The organism is Daejeonella sp. (genome assembly GCF_030684675.1).
Taxonomy (GTDB): Bacteria; Bacteroidota; Bacteroidia; order Sphingobacteriales; family Sphingobacteriaceae; genus Daejeonella.
In genome coordinates this window covers 14464-35168 of sequence record NZ_JAUXXZ010000036.1, presented here as the reverse complement: position 1 = coordinate 35168, position 20705 = coordinate 14464, and the positions used below count along the sequence as shown (strand labels likewise).

Genomic DNA, 20705 nt, shown 5'->3' with positions numbered 1-20705 from the left:
CTTCAAAACCGCTCATTTTTTAAAATCCTTTATCCTTTAATTTATTAGCAGTACTTTTGCAGCAATTTTGATAAATTAAGATGGCAACAAACAGAACTTTTACAATGATCAAGCCCGATGCTGTAGCCAATGGCCACACCGGAGCAATTTTAGATGATATTATCAAGGGTGGATTTAAAGTGATTGCTTTAAAATATACACGTTTGAGCAAAGATATTGCCGGGCAATTCTATGCAGTGCACAGCGAGCGCCCTTTTTATAAGGATTTGGTGGATTTCATGTCATCCGGCCCGATTGTAGCCGCAATTCTTGAAAAGGATAATGCTGTTGAGGATTTCCGTAAGCTGATCGGTGCAACTGACCCAAGCAAAGCAGACGCCGGAACTATCCGTAATAAGTATGCTAAATCTATTGATGCAAACGCAATTCATGGATCTGATTCGGACGATAATGCAGAAATAGAAGGACGTTTCTTCTTTACCGCATTCGAGCGTTTCTAGTACTCATTATATTGTCACCCTGTAATTTTACAGGGTGACAATATAAAATCCTAACAATGAAAATTCTTCAAGCCCGCTTCCTGATATTTTTTCTGGTGATGCTGATTGTGCCCGCCGCTGTTTCTTACTTTGGGGGCTGGGATCGGAATGTGGATTATTTATTTATTCTCAAGGCGTTCTCAATTGCCTTTTTTATGACAGTTTTGTATTACCTGATGGTAAAAAACTACAATAAAAAAAAGAGTAGTTAAAGGAAGATAATTTCATCAATAATACTGCTCCCAGCACGTTCATTCATCTTTTCTATAATATTGGAGCGCATCATCAACAGTTCATTTTTAATCACAGCAGATTCCAGCCTTATAAATAACTTTCGGTCGCGAATAAAGATATCCTTGGTACGGTTAGCAATCGCCTTTCCCATCATTTCAGGCCATGCTACAACCAAAGCAGTTTCATCGAACTTCCTTCTCAGTTTGTAAACCTGAAGCATCTGTTCTATTGCATCCTTAAGTGGTTTGTCGTTTGTACGGCTCATAATTAGGAGATTAATGAATCCCTGTTTTTAAATTTAAGAAAATCTGGTACACTCAAAGGATTATTTATTCAGCAATATTCCCTTTTTCGATGTCAAAAACAGTTACCGGAACATCCAGCTTAAGGAAAATATTCTCAATTCTGTCCCTGCTGGTGTCGGTAATAAATATCTGCCCAAAATCCTTATCGGATACCATTTTCATTAGTTTGGTGGTCCTGGCATCATCCAGTTTATCAAAAATATCATCCAGAAGGAGTAAGGGTTCAAATCCCTTTTGCTGATGCAGAAAGGTGTATTGTGCAAGTTTTAAAGCAATAAGAAATGACTTTTGTTGTCCCTGGGAGCCAAATTTTTTCAGCGCCATCCCATGGATACTAAAATTCAGCTCATCTTTATGGATGCCGCTGGAGGTGCGCTCCAGTATCCGGTCGCGTTCCAGATTTCTGCTTAAAATAGTTGAGAGATCTTCCTGAAGCAGGGGTGAGTCATAAAGCAGCTCAACCTGTTCAGCATCTTCACTCAGATATTGATAATGGTTATTGAAGATTTCTGTAAACACCTCCATAAAGGCTTTGCGTTTTTCGAAGATCTTATTACCTGATATTACAAGCTGATCATCATAGATCTCCATTAGTGCCGCATCATAATTACCCGAAACTGCAATCTGCCTTAGCAGGGCATTTCTGTTCATCAGACTCCGGTTATAATTGATCAGTTCATCCAGATACAGGCTATCGGTTTGAGAGATTACATTGTCGATGAACTTTCTACGTTCTTCGCTGCCTTCAATGATCAGGCTGATATCATTTGGAGAAATCATTACCAGTGGGAAGAGGCCGATATGATCGGCCAGTCGCTGGTATTCTTTCTTATTACGTTTGAATTTCTTTTTTTGGCTTCGTTTTAATCCACAGTAGATCACCTCATCTGTATCATCTTTCCTGAATGTTCCCTGGATCATAAAAAGATCTTCGCCCTGTCTGATCTGCTGACTGTCAATAGGATTGAAATAACTTTTGCAGAGCGACAGGTAATGAATTGCGTCGAGCAGGTTGGTTTTTCCGGCACCATTATTCCCGGTAAATGCATTGACAGTATCCGAAAAAATTAACTCGGCTTCAGAATAGTTCTTAAAATTAATGACGGATAACTTTTGAAGCCACATAGTTGATGCCTGTGCTGGGAAGCGCTTTTACAAATTTAGTCTTTTCAGCTTGTTTTACTGTCCAAATAAAAAAAATCAATCTGTCTGATTTAAAAGTTGATACTTAGTGCGAAAAATGTATTTTTGCGGAATTGGATTTAGTGAAACGGTTTACAACTTTTATTATACAAATGTCAAAAGATCAAAAAGATAACGTAACAGAAACTGACAATCAGCTTGGAAATACAAGCAAATTTGTTCAGGAAAATGCAAAAAGCTTAGCTGTAATTGGTGCTGCCATTATTGCTTTAGTGCTATTATATTTCGGTTACCAAAATTTCTACCTTGCCCCAAGGGCAGAAAAAGCAGCCAATGAAATGTATAAGGCTGAAGAGTATGTAGCTATCGACTCTCTGAAAGACAGGGCAATTAAGGGTGATGGTTCATATCCCGGGTTTGAAAAAATAGCAGATGAATATTCAAGTACTAAATCTGCGAATCTTGCAAACGCATACCTTGGAGGTCTTTATCTTCAAAAAGGTGAATATCAAAAGGCAGTTGATGCACTCGGCAAATACAGTAGTACAGGTAGCCCCGTAATAGATCCGCTTGTATTGGGAATGCTTGGAGATGCGTACAGTGAATTGAAAGACTACAGTAGAGCTATTACTTTCTACAAGAAAGCTGCTGATGAGAACAAAAACACCTTCACCACACCGCTTTTCCTTAAAAAGTTAGGTTTGGTTTATGAGGAGCAAAAGGAATTTAAATCTGCAGTTGATACTTATAAGAAAATCAAAACTGATTATTCTGAAAGTGTTGAAGCTGCCTCAGTAGATGCCTATATTGCAAGGGCTGAAGCAAGATTATAATTTAAAACATTTATAATGGTTGTTACCGTATATTACAGGTAACAGCCATTTATTATTTAAGAGCATGGCCAGCATATTTAAAAATCTGTCAGATTTCTCTCACATAGAGATCCCTTCCGGTAAAGATTATCGTATCGGTATTGTGGTCGCACAATGGAATGCTGAAATTACAGGGGCCTTATATAATGGAGCTTGTTCTGCACTTTTAAAAAATGGGGTGCTTGAAGAAAACATTTTAACAGTTCAGGTTCCGGGAAGTTTCGAATTAACGAGTGGTTCTGATATTTTGCTCTCTTCAAAAAAACTGGATGCGGTAATATGTTTAGGCTGTGTAATACAGGGTGAAACTCCGCACTTTACCTTTATTTGTAATGCTGTGGCAAACGGACTTGTAAATGTTTCAATTAAACATAACAAACCTGTGGTATTTGGCGTATTAACGACAGACAATCAGCAGCAGGCAAAGGACAGAGCCGGAGGAAAGCATGGTAACAAAGGTGAAGAGGCAGCAGTTACCGCAATTATGATGGCACAGGTTCAGGCCAATGCCGCTCAATAAATATTTTATTGATTATTGAATTAAAATCAATAATTTTAAAAAAACTGTAAGCATGAAAAGAGTAATTATAGGCGTAATAGCCTTATTTATAGCCACAACTGTATTACAGGCATGTTCTTCCAGACTATGCCCGGCTTATGGCACTTATCCAAAATCAAGGCGCTAATCCTTCTTTTTCCTGAATCCTTCAATTTGACCCGACTCTGACGGCTTGCCCGCGATTTTGTGGTATTTTTGCAAGCCAATCAACATAGTATTTTCAATCATGAACTGGATCGATCTCAATAGTCAGGAACAATTACAGAATATCATTGCTGCCGAAGGTTATAGTGTAATTTTCAAGCATAGTACCCGTTGTTCGGTCAGCATGATGGCGAAAAGGAGGTTTGAACACGATTGGGCTGAAATTCCAGAAGGAACTCCTGTATATTATCTCGATCTGATCAGCCACAGGGATATTTCAAATGCTATTGCAAGCACATTCAATGTTCATCACGAATCTCCACAGCTTCTTCTTATAAAAGGTGGTGAATGTATTTATGAAACCTCACATAGCGAGATATCTGCAGAAGATCTCTCAGAACAGATAGAACTAAGCTAAAGACTTAAAGCCCAAAGCAAAAAGCTGAATTGGTTTAATCTTTAAAATCGAAAACAATATTTTGAATTAGATCAGGGTGCAGACTTTTGGCAACCGGGCAATTTCTTGCTGATCTTTCCAAAATGGTCCGCTGCTTCTCGGTATAAATTATTTCCGGGAAGTTGAAAGTTATTTGTATTTCACTTACCCTTCTTGGCTCTGCTGCCATGATTTTGGTAATTGAACATGTGCTGCCATCAATATCTATCCCATGCTCTCTGGCGGCAATTCCCATGATTGTAAACATGCAGCTTCCCAAAGAAGCCGACATCAGGTCGGTAGGTGAAAATGCTTCTGCTTTACCCTGATTATCAAGGGGTGCATCAGTTATGATTGTGTTGCCTGAATAAACATGCCTTGCCTGGGTTCTCAGGTCTCCCTGGTAAATAGTTTCTATAGTTGCCATTTTGCGGATTCTTATGCCCAAAAATAATTAAATTGTTGATTATCCCTGTCAAAGATTGAAGAGCTACCGGATTTAAATACTTCTATTGTCAAAATAATGGATTAGGTCTATCCCACCACAATTCTTGTTAAAATTCTTTACTTTTGCAGTATGATCGAACTACCGGTTATTCCAGTGAATCAAATGCAGCGCAAACCCGACTGGCTGCGTGTTAAACTTCCTGTTGGGAAGGAATATGCACATGTAAGGGGCTTAGTAGATACCCATAAACTTCATACTATTTGCGAAAGCGGCAATTGCCCCAATATGGGCGAATGCTGGGGCGCAGGAACTGCTACTTTTATGATCCTGGGAAATATCTGTACCCGCTCCTGCTCTTTTTGTGCAGTTGCAACCGGCAGGCCGCTTGCCGTGGATACAGATGAGCCTAATCGCGTGGCCAATTCGGTCCGCTTGATGCAGGTAAAGCATTGTGTGATCACTTCTGTAGATCGTGATGACCTGAAGGACGGAGGTTCCACAATATGGGCCGAAACTATTAATACAATCCGAAAAGAGAGCGCTGAAACTACCCTTGAAACCCTGATTCCTGATTTCAGAGGTATCTGGGAAAATCTGGATAGAGTACTGGCAACAAGACCTGAAGTAGTTTCTCATAACCTCGAAACAGTTCGCCGCTTAACAAAAGAGGTAAGAATTCAGGCTAAATATGATCGCAGTTTAGAGTGTCTTCGTCGCATCAATGAAGCGGGTTTACGTACTAAATCAGGCATTATGCTTGGTTTGGGAGAAACAGAAGAGGATATTTATGAAGCCATGACTGACCTACTTGAAGCCGGGGTGCATATTCTTACCCTGGGTCAGTACCTTCAGCCGAGTAGAACTCATCATCCGGTTGTGGATTGGATCACACCTGAACAATTTGCAAAATACAAAGTCCGCGGACTTGAGATGGGTTTCAAATACATTGAAAGTGGACCGCTTGTGCGCTCTTCATACCATGCGGAAAAGCATCTTTTTGAATTTTAATTGCCGTCATCCCGATCTCAGGTCACAAATATGAGTTTAGCCTCATGAGGTTTCTTTAATCGTTCAGCCTAGTGACATGTCATAAAACTTTGACTAACCCATCTGAATATTTAGGAGGCTAAAATAATGGCAGTTTAATGTGCAAATACTGGTGTTTTAGCACCGAAATGCCGATAAATAATCCATATCTAACATTCCCTAACCCGAATTTTTAATATTCCAAAACTTTCAATTTCTGTTTCTGAATCCAATTTAGCAATGGTAAGAGAATACATTAAAAATCAGGAAAGGCATCATCATAAAAAATCATTTGAAGAAGAATACAAGGCTTTTATTGAAAAGCTGGGTTTCAAACAAATTAGAGGTTGTTAATGTTCTATCTATCGGGCTGAAGCGCAATCAAATTTTTATCATATGTTGCTGAATGTTGGGCTGAAGCCTGCCCGGATGAACTCCGTTCGGACCGGCCCAAAAACGAACAAACTCATTAACTCCAGCTAAAGCTGGAGCCTATTGAACGACTGGATTGGTGTCATTTCATACATACTTTGACTAATACATTGGAATACAAGGAAGCTAAAATGGCAGTTTACCTGTGACGATGCAAGCGTAAATTTGTGAAACTCTATCCGTCAATTAATGCGTGAAATTATACTAGCCTTTTGGCAGGGACGACAATCGCTGGAGTTCAACCCAATTAGCCTAAGAAGCCTCACAGAAACTCTGAATCATTTCAGGCAGAAGGAGTGTAAGCTCTCCGGGTGGGATACTATACATTCCCATCTCCTGATTTAATACATCACCCGTTTTCCCATGGATATAAGTAGCCAGAATTGCCGATTCTTTTGCGGTATATCCCTGTGCTAAAAACGCTGCAATCATCCCGCTTAATACATCTCCCATCCCACCAACAGCCATAGCCGGGTTGCCTGTAGGATTGATCAGGATATCCCCCTCAGGCAAAGCAATAAAGGTATACTGGTTTTTTAAAAGGATGATCAGATTTAATTCTTTAGCTTTTCTTAGTGCTAAGGCTACCCGATCCCACCAGGTTGCTGATGTGCCGAACAGACGGTCAAACTCCTTCATATGCGGACAAATAATAGTCTGTTCCGGTAATTTATGCAGAAGTGCCGGGTTCGCAGCAAGAATATTCAAAGCATCCGCATCAATAAGCATGGGAATATTAAATTCGAATGTTTGTTTTACCAGTTCTGTTGCGCGAGCATTCGTTCCTAATCCGGGACCGATAGCTATGGAGTTAAACTTACCGGAGTTTACTTCAGATTCTAATTCTGATCTTGGCAGCGTCATCACTTCGGGTGCATAGGCATTTAATGCAGGCATGCCTTGTTCAGGGATGCAGGCGGTGGTTAGTCCTGCTCCTGAATGCAGGCATGCATCGGCACAGAGCAGCGCAGCTCCCATTGTTCTGGTATTACCTGCAATTATTAGCGCATGGCCATGGCTGCCTTTATGACTGAAGGGTTTTCGGGTTTTGATCAAGCCTTTAAGATCTTTTTCTTCAATAAGTTTCCATGGTCCTGGCTGGGATTGAATATAGGTCTCATCCAGGCCTATATCTGCTACAACAAACCGTTCAGTAGCTTGCGTTGATTCAGGAAAGAAGAAATTGATTTTTGGTCGCTGGAATGTGATGGTCAATTTTGCTTTAAGTACAGTGGCGTCTGGGTCAATTATTCCCTCAGTAGGGAAGCCGCTGGGTACATCGACTGCAATTACCCTCTTCTTTAATTTATTAAGATGCTTGATCAGGGTCTGAAGATCACCATTCAAAGCTTTATTAAGTCCGGAGCCAATCAATGCATCAATAATAATAGTAGTATTTTCTTTGGGTAAATGCTTGGTGTCAGACAATTCTGTAAAGGGAATCCCCGTTAATTTCAGACGACCCAGGTTTATTTTAAAGTCAGGGCTTTCTTTCGGACTGAAGCGCATGATTTTCACTGAAATAGAATCGTAGGCCTGCTCCTTTAACAGGCGTGCAATGGCCAATCCATCCCCGCCGTTATTTCCGGTGCCGCAATAAACAGTGATCAGGGTATCGCGGTCAGGAACTTCATCCATAAAGGATTTAACAAATGCTCCCGAAGCTGATTCCATTAGATCAATTGAGCTGATGGGCTTGCTTTTAATGGTATAGGCATCCGCTTCGCGGATCTGGGGAGATGTGAGCAATTGGAGCATGTATAAATTTAGTAAAAGGAGGTGGTATTTTATGATTAGTTACTAGAAAGGGAATTTTAAGTGGTCGGCGATAACATCGACCACAGGGAAATTATAACTCAGCATTATACTCAATAGCATGTCTTTGCGAGGAGGCACGACGAAGCAATCCCATGAAGTTTAGTAGCAATAGTGAGGAGATTGCTTCGCTGCGCTCGCAATGACAGGTCCTCCTCGCAATTGCAGAAGTCAGATAATTCGATGACAGAATTTAGATTTAAACACTCGTAAATAACGGGTGGTTTATAGCGGGTTACTTAGCAGCTGTCATCTCCAAAGCAAGAAATTTCCCGGTATGGCTATTCTTTACTTTAATCAACTCTTCCGGACTCCCTTCAAAGAGGATTTGCCCACCACCTGAACCACCTTCCGGCCCAAGATCGATCACCCAGTCGGCTACTTTAATCACATCCAGATTGTGCTCGATCACCAGAATGGTATTTCCATGATCAACCAGGCGGTTCAATACACCCAGAAGCACATTGATATCTTCAAAATGGAGACCAGTTGTAGGCTCATCCAGAATGTAAAATGTATTTCCTGTATCTTTTTTGGAAAGTTCAGTTGCTAATTTAACACGCTGTGCTTCTCCTCCTGATAAGGTTGTAGAAGATTGACCAAGGCGGATATATCCCAGTCCGACTTCCTGCAGTGTTTTGATCTTGCGATAAATAGCCGGAATTGGTTCAAAAAAAGCAACTGCATCTTCAATACTCATATCCAGCACATCGCTGATCGATTTACCCCGGTAGCGAACTTCCAATGTTTCACGGTTATAACGTTTGCCGCTGCATTCTTCACAGGGCACCTGAACATCGGGCAGAAAATTCATCTCAATCAGCTTCATTCCGGCACCCTGACAGGTTTCGCAGCGTCCGCCTTTTACATTGAAAGAGAAGCGACCAGGCTTATAGCCCCTGATCTTTGCTTCCGGAAGCATCACAAACAGGTTCCGTATATCTGAGAATACGCCGGTATAAGTTGATGGATTGGATCGCGGAGTACGTCCGATAGGGGTTTGATCGATCTCAATTACCTTATCAATATGCTCAAGGCCTTCAATCTTTTTATAGGGCATTGGTTTTTTCTTCGCCCTGAAAAAATGATGATTAAGAATAGGATAGAGTGTTTCAGCAATTAAAGTTGATTTTCCGCTGCCCGAAACTCCGCTCACGCAGATCAATTTTCCAAGCGGAAATTCCACAGAAACATCTTTCAGGTTATTGCCAGTAGCATTCTTTATGATCAGAGATTTTCCATTACCCTTTCTTCGTTCGGCCGGTATAGCGATCTCTTTTCTTCCGCTGAGGTAGTCATTTGTTAGAGTTTTAGCTTTGGCGAACTCTTCCGGACTTCCCTCGCCAACAACCTCACCTCCATGTTCTCCGGCTGCCGGCCCCATATCAATGACGTGGTCGGCATGCATGATCATATCTTTATCATGTTCAACCACCAGTACGGTATTACCTATATCCCTCAGGTTTTTTAATGCTGATATCAGTCGCGCATTATCCCGCTGATGCAATCCAATACTTGGTTCGTCAAGAATATAAAGAACATTTACCAACTGGGATCCGATTTGGGTAGCCAGACGGATACGCTGGGCTTCGCCGCCCGATAATGTTTTAGCTGTCCGGTCTAAAGTAAGGTAGTTTAACCCTACATCAAGAAGGAAACCTATTCTTGAACGGATTTCCTTTAATATTTCACGGGCAATGGTATTCTGCCGTTCATTTAATCGTGATTCAAGATTTTCAAACCATTCAAAGAGCTGTGAAATATCCATGCAGGCCAGCTCATAAATATTTTTTTCGTTCACCTTGATGTGAAGCGACTCTTTTTTAAGTCGTGCACCATGACATTCGGGGCAGGTTTTCAGTACCCGGTAATTTTCGAGGTCTTCGCCTACCTCATCTCCACGGCGCTCAGTCTGTTCCTCCAGCATTTTGATGATTCCATCAAAAGAGATCTGGTAATTCTGAACATTCCATTTATTGTATTCAACCGGTACGGTAATAATATCATGTGAGCCATTCAGAATAATATCCAGAATTTCTTCCGAAAATTTTTCAAGCGGTGTGGAGAGTGAAAAATTATATTTTTTTGCGAGTGCTTTTAATATCTGGAAGACCCAGGTCTCGCGGTATTCGCCCAAAGGAGCAAGTCCGCCCTGCATAATACTCAGCTTCGGATTCGGGATTACTGAATGCCGGTCGACCTCAAATATATAACCCAAACCACTGCATCGCGCACACGCCCCATAGGGTGAATTGAAGGAAAAAGTATTTGGTTGAGGTTCATCATATGAAATCCCCGAAACAGGATCCATCAGGAATTTGCTGTAAAAGAACTCCCTGTTTTCCTTATCGCTGACCTTTATAATTCCTTTTGAAACTTTTAAAGCTGATTGAATGGAATCGTAAAGCCTTTTTCTATCATCTGCACTAACCAGAAGCCGGTCGATCACCATTTCAATATCATGGATCTTATAACGATCAAGCTGCATTTTAGGGCTGATATCCAGGATTTCTCCATCAACCCTGACTTTTAGATAGCCCTGCTTGCGGATTTGTTCAAAAAGTTCACGGTAATGCCCCTTACGGCCTTTTACCACTGGCGCAAGAATACTTACTGCCTGCCCTTCAAATTTATCAAGTATGCTTTTCAGGATCTGATCCTCAGTCATGCGTTCCATTTTCTCACCGCTCACATAAGAATAGGCTTCTCCTGTTCTGGCGAATAGCAAACGCATGAAATCATAGATTTCGGTAATAGTTCCAACCGTTGAGCGTGGATTTTTGCTGGTCGTTTTTTGTTCTATAGCAATTACCGGACTTAATCCTGAGATTTTATCAACATCGGGGCGCTCCATACCACCAAGGAACTGACGGGAGTAAGCGCTGAAAGTTTCCATGTATCGGCGCTGTCCTTCGGCATAAATTGTGTCGAAAGCAAGCGATGATTTTCCGCTGCCACTCAGTCCGGTTATTACAACCAGCTTATTCCGGGGGAAAGAAACATCAATATTCTTTAAATTATGTACCCTGGCACCGAAAACTTCAACTTCACTTTGCTCTCCAAGGTCAGGATTAGATTTATTCATAAATTGAATACACGCTCAAAAATTTTATGCAAATATGCGATTTTTTCTGCTAGCGACTTACGAATTTACCTGAGCGCCATGCAAGATAAATTCGTCAGTCACCTATGATAGTTTCCTACCCGATAGTACTATCGGGTAGCTAATTGTCATTGACAAATAGACAAATCCCCTCATCTGCAAATCGATTCTCAGCTTTTCACCGCCAATTGCCCACAAGCCGCATCAATATCTTTTCCTCTGCTTCGGCGGATATTGGTATTGACGCCATTTTTGCGTAGATGTGCAGCAAATGCTTCAATCTTATCTTCACCGGCATTTTCAAAATCGGCAAAAGAGATTGGATTGTATTCGATGATGTTCACTTTGCACGGAATATGCCTGCAGAATTTTACCAGCTCTTCGGCATCCGAAATATTATCATTGAAATCATTGAAAACAATGTATTCGTATGTAATCGGGTTTTTGATTTTTGAGAAATAGTATTTTAATGCCTCTGCCAATGCTTTGAGGGAATTTTGCTCATTGATGGGCATAATGGTGTTACGCTTTTCATCATTTGCCGCATGCAGGGAAAGGGCAAGATTAAATCGTACGGCATCGTCACCAAGCTTCTTAATCATCTTTGCAATCCCGGCAGTAGAAACGGTGATCCGTTTGGCAGCCATATTCAGTCCGTCGGGAGCGGTGATCCGTTCAATGGATTTCATGACATTAGCGTAATTCAGCAAGGGCTCACCCATACCCATGTAGACGATATTGGTCAGCGGTACATTGTAATTTTCCTTTGCTTGCTTATCAATCAGCACAACCTGATCGTAGATTTCGTCGGCATTCAGGTTACGTTTTCTATCCATATACCCTGTTGCACAAAACTTGCAGGTCAGGCTGCATCCTACCTGCGAGCTTACACATGCAGTCATACGGTCGGTAGCTGGAATCAGAACTCCCTCAATAATATTGCTGTCAAACAGTTTGAATGTGCTTTTAATGGTTTTGTCATTACTGAATTGCGAATGATGAATCTCAACATTATTGATGGTAAAAGTTTGATTTAATTTCTCTCTCAAAGATTTCGAAAGATTGCTCATTTTATCAAAATCGGTGCATGATTTTTCCCACAACCATTCATAAACCTGTTTAGCGCGGAATGATGGTTCGCCCATTGCAATGAACTCCTGCTTCAGTTGCTCCATTGATAGGCTTCGAATGTCTTTTTTCTCTGATAATGGCATTGCTTTGCAAAAGTACGGAAATTTAGGTTAGTGATTCGTTGGTTGGTTGTTAGTTGGTTAGAGGTATTTGGCTAGAATATTGGCTGCTGATTTGAAATTAGTATATCAGGGCCCGTATGTTTCTTTTACGGGATTCTGATTAATAGCACATTATTTGAAATGAAAGCGAATCTATCTCAATACTCACTAAAACTCCTATTTTTGCCACATGCTAAGATACCTCAGCGCAGACTATGTTTTCCCGGCCAGTTCTGAACCAGTCAAGGACGGGGTAGTCGTGCTAAATGAATCAGGAGAGGTCATTGATCTTCTCGATCCAAACCAGGGTCTTACGACACCAGGGAAAATCGAGTATTATCAGGGTATCATCGTTCCAGGCTTTGTAAATTCCCACTGTCATCTGGAGCTTTCGCATTTGCATGGTAAAATTCCGCAAGGTACAGGGCTGGTTACCTTTGTCAAAGCTGTAATATCTCAACGGACAGCAGATGAAGAAGAGGTTTTAACAGCCATGAAAACAAATGATCAGCTGATGTCTGATAATGGAATTGTGGCTGTTGGTGATATTTCAAATAATCATTTTTCAAAATCCGTGAAGGAAAACAGCAGAATTTACTACCACACCTTCGTAGAGTTGCTGGGTTTTGACCCCGAAAAAGCCGAAACGGTGTTTAATAAAGCTCTCAAATTGAAATTCGATTTCGCGCCTCTGCCGGCATCTATCGTACCTCATGCACCCTATTCTGTTTCTGAAAAACTTTTTGGACTGCTTCGTGAATATTCAGAAAGCCATCGAAACCTATGCAGTATGCACAATCAGGAAAGCCGGGCGGAAACTGATCTTTTCATGAATAAAAGTGGGGGGTTTCCTGATTTTTATAAGATGCTTAATCTGGATCTGAACTTTTTCAAAGCCCGGTATCAAAGCTCTATTCAGTGTATTTTACCCCTGTTTTCGGCAAAACAAAGGACATTGCTGGTCCATAATACCTATACCAGCCCGGAGGATATTGGTGTTGCATCTGCTTCCGGCAAGGAAATTACCTGGTGTTTTTGTCCGAATGCCAACCTTTATATTGAAGGGAGACTACCGGATATCGATAAGTTTCTTGCTTATGATTTTAAGATCACTGTAGGAACAGATAGCCTCGCATCAAATGATAAACTTTGTATTTTATCTGAACTGAAGGTATTAAAAGAGTATTTTCCTGAATTGCCTTTTTCGCAAACCATACGCTGGGCTACACTTAATGGAGCTGAGTTTTTAGGCATTGATAAACGTTTTGGTTCGATTGAGAAGGGGAAAACTCCGGGATTAAACCTGATCGAAAATGTGGGTGGCCTTGAGTTGACCGCACATTCAACAATAAAGAAGCTCATTTAAGACAATTTTACTGACCTTGCTCCATGGTCCTGATCTGATTGAAATGAACAGTATTAAGAAACTCTTCAATATTGAATACCCGATCATTCAGGCTGGAATGGTCTGGTGCAGTGGCTGGCGACTGGCTTCGGCGGTTTCAAATGCCGGCGGACTCGGTTTGATCGGTGCGGGTTCTATGTATCCGGAGGTATTGCGGGAGCATATTCAAAAATGCAGACTTGCCACCTCAATGCCATTTGGGGTTAATGTTCCACTATTATATCCCGATATTGAAAAAATTATGGAAATAATTGTGGAAGAAAAGGTTGAAATCGTTTTCAGCTCTGCCGGTAACCCGGCACTATGGACTCCCTTTCTGAAAGAAAATAATATCAAGGTTGTCCATGTTATCGCCAATAAGAAATTTGCAAAAAAGGCTGAGGATAGTGGTGCTGATGCAATTGTTGCAGAAGGTTTTGAAGCCGGTGGACATAATGGTCGGGAGGAAACAACTACCTTATGCCTTATTCCAGAAATCTGTGATGCAGTATCTGTACCTGTTATTGCCGCTGGAGGGATTGGGAGCGGAAAAACTATGCTTGCTGCATTTGCTCTTGGGGCTGAGGGAGTGCAAATCGGTTCTGTATTTGCAGCATCAAGTGAGTCTTCTGCACATCAGAACTTTAAAGAGGCTATAATTCAGGCAGCTGAGGGCGATACCAAACTGAGTATGAAATCATTGATGCCGGTACGTTTGCTCAAGAATGATTTCTACAGGGCAGTTGAAAAAGCGGAAGCTGAAGGGGCTAATCGGGCCGAATTGATGGAATTATTAGGCAGGGGCAGGGCAAAAAGGGGAATGTTTGAAGGAGATATGATTGAAGGGGAACTGGAAATCGGGCAAGTGGCTTCCCATATACATGAAATAAAGCCAGCCGCACAGATTCTGAATGAAATATGGGAGGAATTTATCAAAGAAAAGGAACGCATTAGTAAATTAAGTTTTTAGAGGATTCAATGAAACATCTCGATATCATTATTACTGGAAAAGTGCAGGGTGTATTTTTCAGGTCAACGAGTAAGGCAGTTGCCGATCAGCTTGGAATCAAAGGTACAGCCCGCAACCGACCTGATGGAACTGTATTTATTGAAGCCGAAGGGGACGATTTTTCACTGGAACTCTTTCTTGAATTTTGCAATAAGGGCTCGGACAGGGCAGTAGTTGAAAATGTATCCTATAGCGAAGCTCAATTGAAAAACTATGTTAATTTTGAAGTAGTAAAAAGATAATTTATACGATCTAATCTTATCTCTCATTGTCAGCAATTAAAAAATTTGCCGGTCAGACTGCTATTTACGGGATAAGTACTGTCATAGCCCGTTTTTTAAATTTTTTTCTTACGCCCGTTTATGTGGGGCTTTACTCCCCGAAAGTTTACGGTATTTTTTCTGTGATGTACAGCTGGGCGTCTATGCTCAATGCTTTACTGGCATTCGGAATGGAAACCACCTATTTCAGATACCTTAATAAATACGAGAACGACAAGCAAAAAGTCTATAACAATACTTTTTTTACGGTCTCGTTTATGGCATTGATATTTCTGCTTTTTACCGTTCTTTTTGTGGATGATATAGCTACCTGGATGCAGAATGGTGACGTTTATGATCCTGATTATGCCCGCTACATTAAATATTTTATTTATATCCTCGCGGCCGATGCTCTGGCAGTTATCCCATTTGCGAAATTAAGGGCTGATGGCCGTCCTATACGCTATAGCATTATTAAATTCGTCAATATTTTAACCTTTGTCGGCTTGAACCTGCTCTTCATATTTGTATTTCCTATGGTCATTAGGGAAAGTTGGTTTGGTGCTGAATATTTGATCGGCTGGTACAGGGAAGGTTGGGTAGGCTATGTGTTTATTTCCAACCTGATTGCCAGTCTGATTACTCTCCTGTTACTGATACCAGAGTTGTTGAAATTGACATTTACCTATGATATCGGAATGCTGAAGGAAATGTTCGTTTATAGCCTGCCGGTACTTGTCGCCAATATTTCCTTCATTATCAATGAGAATATTGACAAGATATTTCTTGGGCAGCTTTTGCCTGCTGATATTGCAGAACAGGAGGTAGGTATATATGCAGCATGCTATAAGATCGCTGTATTTCTAAGCATCTTTATTAATGCCTTTCGCCTTGGTGCTGAGCCCTTCTTTTTCAGTCATTCTAAGAACAAAAACTCTTCCGAAACTTATGCCCGGATCATGAATTTCTTTGTGATCGCCATTTCCCTGATTTTCGTTTTACTGGTGGTAAATATTGAGTTGCTGAAGTATTTTATCAAGGGTAAGGATGCTGCTGAGCAAGCGCTGTACTGGTCGGGGTTAAGGATAGTTCCCATCTTATTATTCGGTTATGTAAGTCTTGGGATCTATATCAATTTATCGATCTGGTATAAATTGTCCGATCAAACACGATATGGATTATATATTTCAGGGATCGGGGCAATCTTAACAATCATCCTCAATATAATTTTCATCCCGCAGTACAGTTATATGGCTTCTGCCTGGATCTCACTTACTGCATATACTGTGATGATGATTCTATCGTATATATGGGGTCAGCGAAATTATCCCATCCCATATAAGCTCAAAAAGAATATTATTTACCTTTTGGCATCCATTTGTATTGTTTTTGTAGCATTTGTAGTATTTAAACGTAATCTGATCGTAGGAAATGTCTTGTTTCTTATATTTACAGTTACGATTCTCTTCACAGAAAGGAAGGAAATTATTTAATCCTCGGCACGAAATGAATATCCGCATTATAAACAAATCATCCCATCAATTGCCGTCTTACGAAACTGCTGCATCAGCAGGGATGGATCTCAGAGCCAATTTAACGGAAGCCCTGATTTTAAAACCGTTGGAGCGGAAGTTGGTTCCGAGCGGTTTGTTTATTGAATTACCGATAGGGTTTGAGGCTCAGATAAGACCCAGAAGTGGACTTGCATTGAAGCATGGTATCAGCATCCTGAATTCTCCGGGAACGATTGATGCAGATTACAGGGGAGAAATAAAAATCCTGCTGATCAATTTCTCTGATACTGATTTCGAAATTAATAATGGTGACCGCATTGCTCAAATGATCATTTCAAGGCACGAACAGGTAAGCTGGGAGCAGGTTGAAATATTAAGCGACACTGTTCGCGGAGCAGGTGGTTATGGTCATACTGGATTGTAATGACATGATTAAAGGGGGCATAGCTATATCGTTTTTTGTACTTTGGGCATTTTCTGTATCTGCCCAACGGAACAGAGCCGAAAAGACTGAACCTGTAATTGTTATTGGGAAGAGTTTAAATCAGAGAGACAGTATTCGGGTAAAGGAATTATTCTTTGACGGACTGCAGGAAAAGCTCTCAATGAATTATGCCCAGGCAGCATCAAGTTTTTCAAAAGTTCTTGAATTGGATCCGGCAAATGATGCGGCATTGTATGAGCTGGCGACTATCAGTTTTGCAGATAACAAGCCTGAGGATGCGGAAAGATTAATAAGAAAAGCTGTTACAGTAAGCCCTGAAAATGAATGGTACTGGGTATTGCTCTCTGATATTTATAAAAGAACAAATAAAATTGATGATCTGGTTTTTGTGCTTGAGGAATTATCCAGAATATCACCCAGGAATCAAGCCTATTACTATGACAGGGCAAATGCTCTACTGATACTAAGACGTGTGGAGGATGCTGAAGATGCTTATGAAGAGATAGAAAAGAGATTTGGCTCTTCAGAAGATCTGGTATCTGCCAGGCAACGTATTCTGATGCAGCAAGGTAAATCGGCTAAACTCACTGATGAGCTGGAAAAACAGATTCGGTCAAAACCAGAAGACCTTAGAAATTATATTTATCTGGGTGAGGTTTACGCCAAGGCAGGGGAAAGACAGAGGGCGGTTGAAATATTGAACAGGGCAAAGGAGATATCACCGGCAAATGCGATGGTCAGACTTGCCCTTGCCGATAATTATAAGGCACTCAGGCAGTTTGAAAACACATTTATTGAGTTAAAGGTGGCTTTTGAGGATCCTGATTTAAATATTGATGAGAAGGTGAGGATAGTACTTTCCTTTTTCCCAATGTTTGCGGATATGAAGGCCAGAGCATACGCCAATGAGCTGGCATCAATCATGGTGAGGGTGCATCCAGAAGAGGCTAAAGCCCATGCCGTTTATGGAGATGTCCTGTTTCAGGAGCGAAAATACCCACAGGCTCAGGAATCTTATAAGAAAGCGCTTGCAATTAATGATCAGGTCTATCAGATTTGGGAGCAATTATTGCGTATAGAAGTTAGTCGTGGTGAATTTCAACAGGCAATTGTTGATGGAGACCATGCATTGAGTATTTTCCCTAATCAGGCTGCACTTTATTTATATACGGGCATTGGATACGCGCAGACTCAAAAACATGAGAAGGCAATAACTTATTTAAAAAGTGCTTTAGATCTGGAAACTGAGGACAAGGAGATACTTATTCAGATCTATTCAACTATGGGCGATTCATATAATTCCCTGAAGCAATTTAAGGAATCTGATCAAGCCTACACCAAAGCGCTCGGGCTTGATCCCAGAAATTCTTATGTTTTAAATAATTATGCCTATTATTTATCGTTAAGAGGGGAGAATCTGCTTGAAGCCGAAAAAATGTCAAGGCGTTCAAACGAACTGGATCCCGATAATGCATCATCAGAAGACACCTATGCCTGGATTTTGTTTAAACTTAAGAAATATGCTGAAGCAAGAACATGGATTGAGAAAGCATTAGAGCACAATTCGAACAGTGCAGTACAGATAGAACATTACGGAGATATTTTATATTTCCTTGGAGAAAGGGAGAAGGCTCTTATACAATGGCAAAAGGCAAAAGAAACTGGATCACGCTCAGAGACACTGGATAAAAAGATAAATGAAAAAAAATATATTGATTAATGCGGTTTACATAATGATGCTTTTACTGGCCTTAACAAGTTGTAAGGCTAAAAAAGTGATATTACCAGTTCCGGCAGTTCCTGAGAGCCCTGCAGTTCCTGCTGAGCAGGATAATACCAGAAAGAATAAATTGAAATCCATTAATAAAAGTGATATGGTTTTCAATACCCTCGCTGTTAAATCAAAGGCGGTGCTCAGCATCAATGACAAAAGCAATGATGTTAGTATGAATTTCCGTATCAAAAATAATGAGGTGATATGGGTTTCGGTAACGGCCCTTGCGGGACTGGAGGTGGCCAGGGCACTGATCACGCCGGATAGTGTCAAAATACTGAATCGATTAGATAATGTTTATATTAAGAAACCATTCAGCTATATCTATGAGTTTACCAACGAGCAGATCAACTTCAGAACCCTTCAATCTATCCTGGTAGGAAACACTGTTTCAGAATTCATCACTGATTCAACCGAGCTGAATATGGAGAGTGATGAAGCTAAATTGAGAAGTGTTTTGGGTGGATTGACTTATAATTTACGGTTTAGTTCACAAAATAAAGTAGTGTATACGAACCTGAACGATCAGGTAGCCAAGCAGGAACTTACTGCGAATTATTCTGATTTCATATTGGTCAATCAGCAGCAAATTCCGCATACAGTGGTCATGGATTCCAAAGTTAAAGCCAAGAAGTTTCTGCTGGATCTTAAGTTTTTGAAAGTAGATCTGGATGGCCCTTTAGAACTTCCATTCAGGGTTCCTGAGCGTTTTTTGATTAAAAATTAAGTATATTTGATAGAATGAAGTGTTTGAAGTGTATCCTTTTTCTTGTATTTTTTTGTTCTGTAAGTGCCGTATTTGCTCAGAGTAGTTCAGAGCTGAGAAGGCGTAAGGAAGCATTGACAAGGGAAATAGAATCTTTGAATAAGAGCCTTAATCAGACGGCTAATAATAAAAACCTTTCCTTGAAGGAGATTCGTGCTCTGAATGCCCAAATTCGCTTACGTGAGAAAAAGATAGGCATTATCAATTCAGAGGTTAAATTATTGGATAATCAGATCTCAGATAATACGAATACAGTACGTTCGCTTCAGTCGCAATTGCTTAAACTAAAGAAGGAATATGCGGCGATGGTACTTTTCGCTTTTCGTAATCAGAGTTCATATAGTAAACTCATGTTCATTTTTGCCGCTCAGAATTTCAATCAGGCTTATAAACGTTTGAAATACCTTCAGCAATTCAGTGAATACAGAAAGAAACAGGCACAGTATATTGAAGGGACTCAAAAAGAATTGAATGTTAAGATCAGCGAACTTGACCGGAATAAAAAGGAGAAAAGCGAAATTTTAACTGATCAGCAAAAAGAAAAGCGGACACTGGGAATTCAAAAGAATAGTAAATCTAAGGTTCTGAACAGCCTTACCAGTCAGGAGAGAAAGTTAAAGCAGGAACTGACCCAAAAACAAAGGGAATCGGCTATATTAAACCGGGCGATTCAGAATGCGATAAACCGGGAAATTGAAGAAGCCAGGAAACGGGCTGAGGCTGAAGCCAGAGCTGCAGCTGCCAAGGCGAAAGCAGAGAATAAAGATGCACCTGATTATAAGCCAGTTGCTAGCGGATCGAGTATTCTGGCGGCAACACCTGAATCGGCAAAGCTATCTTCCGATTTTCTGGGTAGTCGTGGGAGTCTTCCATGGCCGGTAACGAATGGAATGATCATTGAAGATTTTGGAAACCATACCATCGGACGAAATGTAACAACCGAAAATAATGGGGTTGATATTAAAACAGCCCCGGGTTCAGCGGTTCGTGCTGTATTCGGCGGAGAGGTCGCTGCAGTTCAGAATATTTCAGGTTCTTATGCTGTTTTGATCAGGCATGGCGAATATTTTACCGTATATTCGAATTTAAAGAGTGTAAATGTATCAAGAGGCCAGAAAGTTACGTTAAAACAAAATATCGGTGTGGTGATTACCGATGCTATTGACGGTACCACTGAAGTTCACTTTGAAGTACGTAAAGGGGCAACTCCAATGAATCCTGCCGGCTGGCTGGCGAATTAATTTTAAGAAAAAGGCATTTTTTGC

The 20705-nt window shown here is 40.8% G+C and carries 20 protein-coding genes; 14 read left to right on the top strand and 6 right to left on the bottom strand.

Going from position 1 to position 20705, the window contains the following annotated elements; translation table 11 throughout:
* Nucleotides 1-80: 80 nt before the first annotated feature.
* Both Q8M41_RS07740 and Q8M41_RS07735 read left to right on the top strand, forming a co-directional pair.
* Nucleotides 81-500 carry a nucleoside-diphosphate kinase gene (locus Q8M41_RS07740; protein ID WP_305364679.1) on the top strand — a complete coding sequence of 140 codons (420 nt, stop codon included), beginning with the start codon at nt 81-83 and terminating at the stop codon, nt 498-500.
* Between the two features lie 56 nt (nt 501-556).
* Nucleotides 557-751, top strand: a complete 195-nt coding sequence (locus Q8M41_RS07735; RefSeq protein ID WP_305364678.1) for a hypothetical protein — start codon at nt 557-559, stop codon at nt 749-751.
* On the opposite strand, the gene Q8M41_RS07730 is transcribed toward Q8M41_RS07735, so the two are convergent.
* Together Q8M41_RS07730 and Q8M41_RS07725 are read right to left on the bottom strand one after the other, a co-directional pair.
* Complete coding sequence (locus Q8M41_RS07730) at nt 748-1038, bottom strand: DUF721 domain-containing protein (protein ID WP_305364677.1); 291 nt, start codon at nt 1036-1038, stop codon at nt 748-750. The genes Q8M41_RS07735 and Q8M41_RS07730 overlap by 4 nt on opposite strands.
* A gap of 64 nt (nt 1039-1102) precedes the next feature.
* A complete protein-coding gene (locus Q8M41_RS07725) occupies nt 1103-2203 on the bottom strand; it encodes a DNA replication/repair protein RecF (RefSeq protein ID WP_305364676.1) in 1101 nt (366 codons plus the stop codon).
* Nucleotides 2204-2373: 170 nt separating this feature from the next.
* Between Q8M41_RS07725 and Q8M41_RS07720 the strand changes: the two genes are divergently transcribed.
* The 3 genes from Q8M41_RS07720 (at nt 2374) to ytxJ (ending at nt 4214) form a co-directional block, all read left to right on the top strand.
* Nucleotides 2374-3054, top strand: coding sequence for a tetratricopeptide repeat protein (locus tag Q8M41_RS07720; RefSeq protein ID WP_305364675.1), 681 nt, complete (start codon nt 2374-2376; stop codon nt 3052-3054).
* A 64-nt stretch (nt 3055-3118) separates the two neighbouring features.
* Complete coding sequence (gene ribH / locus Q8M41_RS07715; protein ID WP_305364674.1) at nt 3119-3613, top strand: 6,7-dimethyl-8-ribityllumazine synthase; 495 nt, start codon at nt 3119-3121, stop codon at nt 3611-3613.
* A 265-nt stretch (nt 3614-3878) separates the two neighbouring features.
* Nucleotides 3879-4214: a bacillithiol system redox-active protein YtxJ gene (gene ytxJ, locus Q8M41_RS07710; RefSeq protein WP_305364673.1), complete on the top strand. Its 336-nt coding sequence runs from the start codon at nt 3879-3881 to the stop codon at nt 4212-4214.
* A gap of 34 nt (nt 4215-4248) precedes the next feature.
* Here ytxJ and Q8M41_RS07705 read toward each other — a convergent pair whose 3' ends face one another.
* Nucleotides 4249-4659, bottom strand: a complete 411-nt coding sequence (locus tag Q8M41_RS07705) for an OsmC family protein (protein ID WP_305364672.1) — start codon at nt 4657-4659, stop codon at nt 4249-4251.
* A gap of 150 nt (nt 4660-4809) precedes the next feature.
* On the opposite strand from Q8M41_RS07705, the gene lipA reads away from it, so the two are divergent.
* Complete coding sequence (gene lipA, locus Q8M41_RS07700; protein ID WP_305364671.1) at nt 4810-5688, top strand: lipoyl synthase; 879 nt, start codon at nt 4810-4812, stop codon at nt 5686-5688.
* A gap of 702 nt (nt 5689-6390) precedes the next feature.
* On the opposite strand, the gene Q8M41_RS07695 is transcribed toward lipA, so the two are convergent.
* The 3 genes from Q8M41_RS07695 to rlmN form a co-directional block, all read right to left on the bottom strand.
* Nucleotides 6391-7896: an NAD(P)H-hydrate dehydratase gene (locus Q8M41_RS07695; RefSeq protein ID WP_305364670.1), complete on the bottom strand. Its 1506-nt coding sequence runs from the start codon at nt 7894-7896 to the stop codon at nt 6391-6393.
* 292 nt (nt 7897-8188) lie between these two features.
* Nucleotides 8189-11038, bottom strand: coding sequence for an excinuclease ABC subunit UvrA (uvrA, locus tag Q8M41_RS07690; RefSeq protein ID WP_305364669.1), 2850 nt, complete (start codon nt 11036-11038; stop codon nt 8189-8191).
* Between the two features lie 188 nt (nt 11039-11226).
* Nucleotides 11227-12270 (bottom strand): 23S rRNA (adenine(2503)-C(2))-methyltransferase RlmN, encoded by a 1044-nt coding sequence (rlmN, locus tag Q8M41_RS07685; RefSeq protein ID WP_305364668.1) that lies wholly within the window; start codon nt 12268-12270, stop codon nt 11227-11229.
* Nucleotides 12271-12478: 208 nt separating this feature from the next.
* On the opposite strand from rlmN, the gene Q8M41_RS07680 reads away from it, so the two are divergent.
* From Q8M41_RS07680 to Q8M41_RS07645, 8 genes are read left to right on the top strand one after another with little or no spacing between them, the layout of a single operon-like run.
* A complete protein-coding gene (locus Q8M41_RS07680) occupies nt 12479-13654 on the top strand; it encodes an amidohydrolase family protein (protein WP_305364667.1) in 1176 nt (391 codons plus the stop codon).
* Between the two features lie 43 nt (nt 13655-13697).
* A complete protein-coding gene (locus Q8M41_RS07675) occupies nt 13698-14642 on the top strand; it encodes a nitronate monooxygenase family protein (RefSeq protein ID WP_305364666.1) in 945 nt (314 codons plus the stop codon).
* Nucleotides 14643-14650: 8 nt separating this feature from the next.
* Nucleotides 14651-14923: an acylphosphatase gene (locus tag Q8M41_RS07670; RefSeq protein WP_305364665.1), complete on the top strand. Its 273-nt coding sequence runs from the start codon at nt 14651-14653 to the stop codon at nt 14921-14923.
* A 26-nt stretch (nt 14924-14949) separates the two neighbouring features.
* Complete coding sequence (locus Q8M41_RS07665; RefSeq protein WP_305364664.1) at nt 14950-16434, top strand: oligosaccharide flippase family protein; 1485 nt, start codon at nt 14950-14952, stop codon at nt 16432-16434.
* A gap of 13 nt (nt 16435-16447) precedes the next feature.
* Entirely contained in the window at nt 16448-16879 is a 432-nt protein-coding gene (dut, locus tag Q8M41_RS07660; RefSeq protein WP_305364663.1) for a dUTP diphosphatase, read from the top strand.
* Nucleotides 16880-16883: 4 nt separating this feature from the next.
* Nucleotides 16884-18620, top strand: coding sequence for a tetratricopeptide repeat protein (locus Q8M41_RS07655; protein WP_305364662.1), 1737 nt, complete (start codon nt 16884-16886; stop codon nt 18618-18620).
* Nucleotides 18598-19401, top strand: coding sequence for a DUF4292 domain-containing protein (locus Q8M41_RS07650; RefSeq protein WP_305364661.1), 804 nt, complete (start codon nt 18598-18600; stop codon nt 19399-19401). The genes Q8M41_RS07655 and Q8M41_RS07650 overlap by 23 nt, the downstream gene beginning before the upstream one ends.
* A 14-nt stretch (nt 19402-19415) precedes the next feature.
* Nucleotides 19416-20681 (top strand): murein hydrolase activator EnvC, encoded by a 1266-nt coding sequence (locus Q8M41_RS07645; protein ID WP_305364660.1) that lies wholly within the window; start codon nt 19416-19418, stop codon nt 20679-20681.
* The last annotated feature ends 24 nt before the right edge of the window (nt 20682-20705 follow it).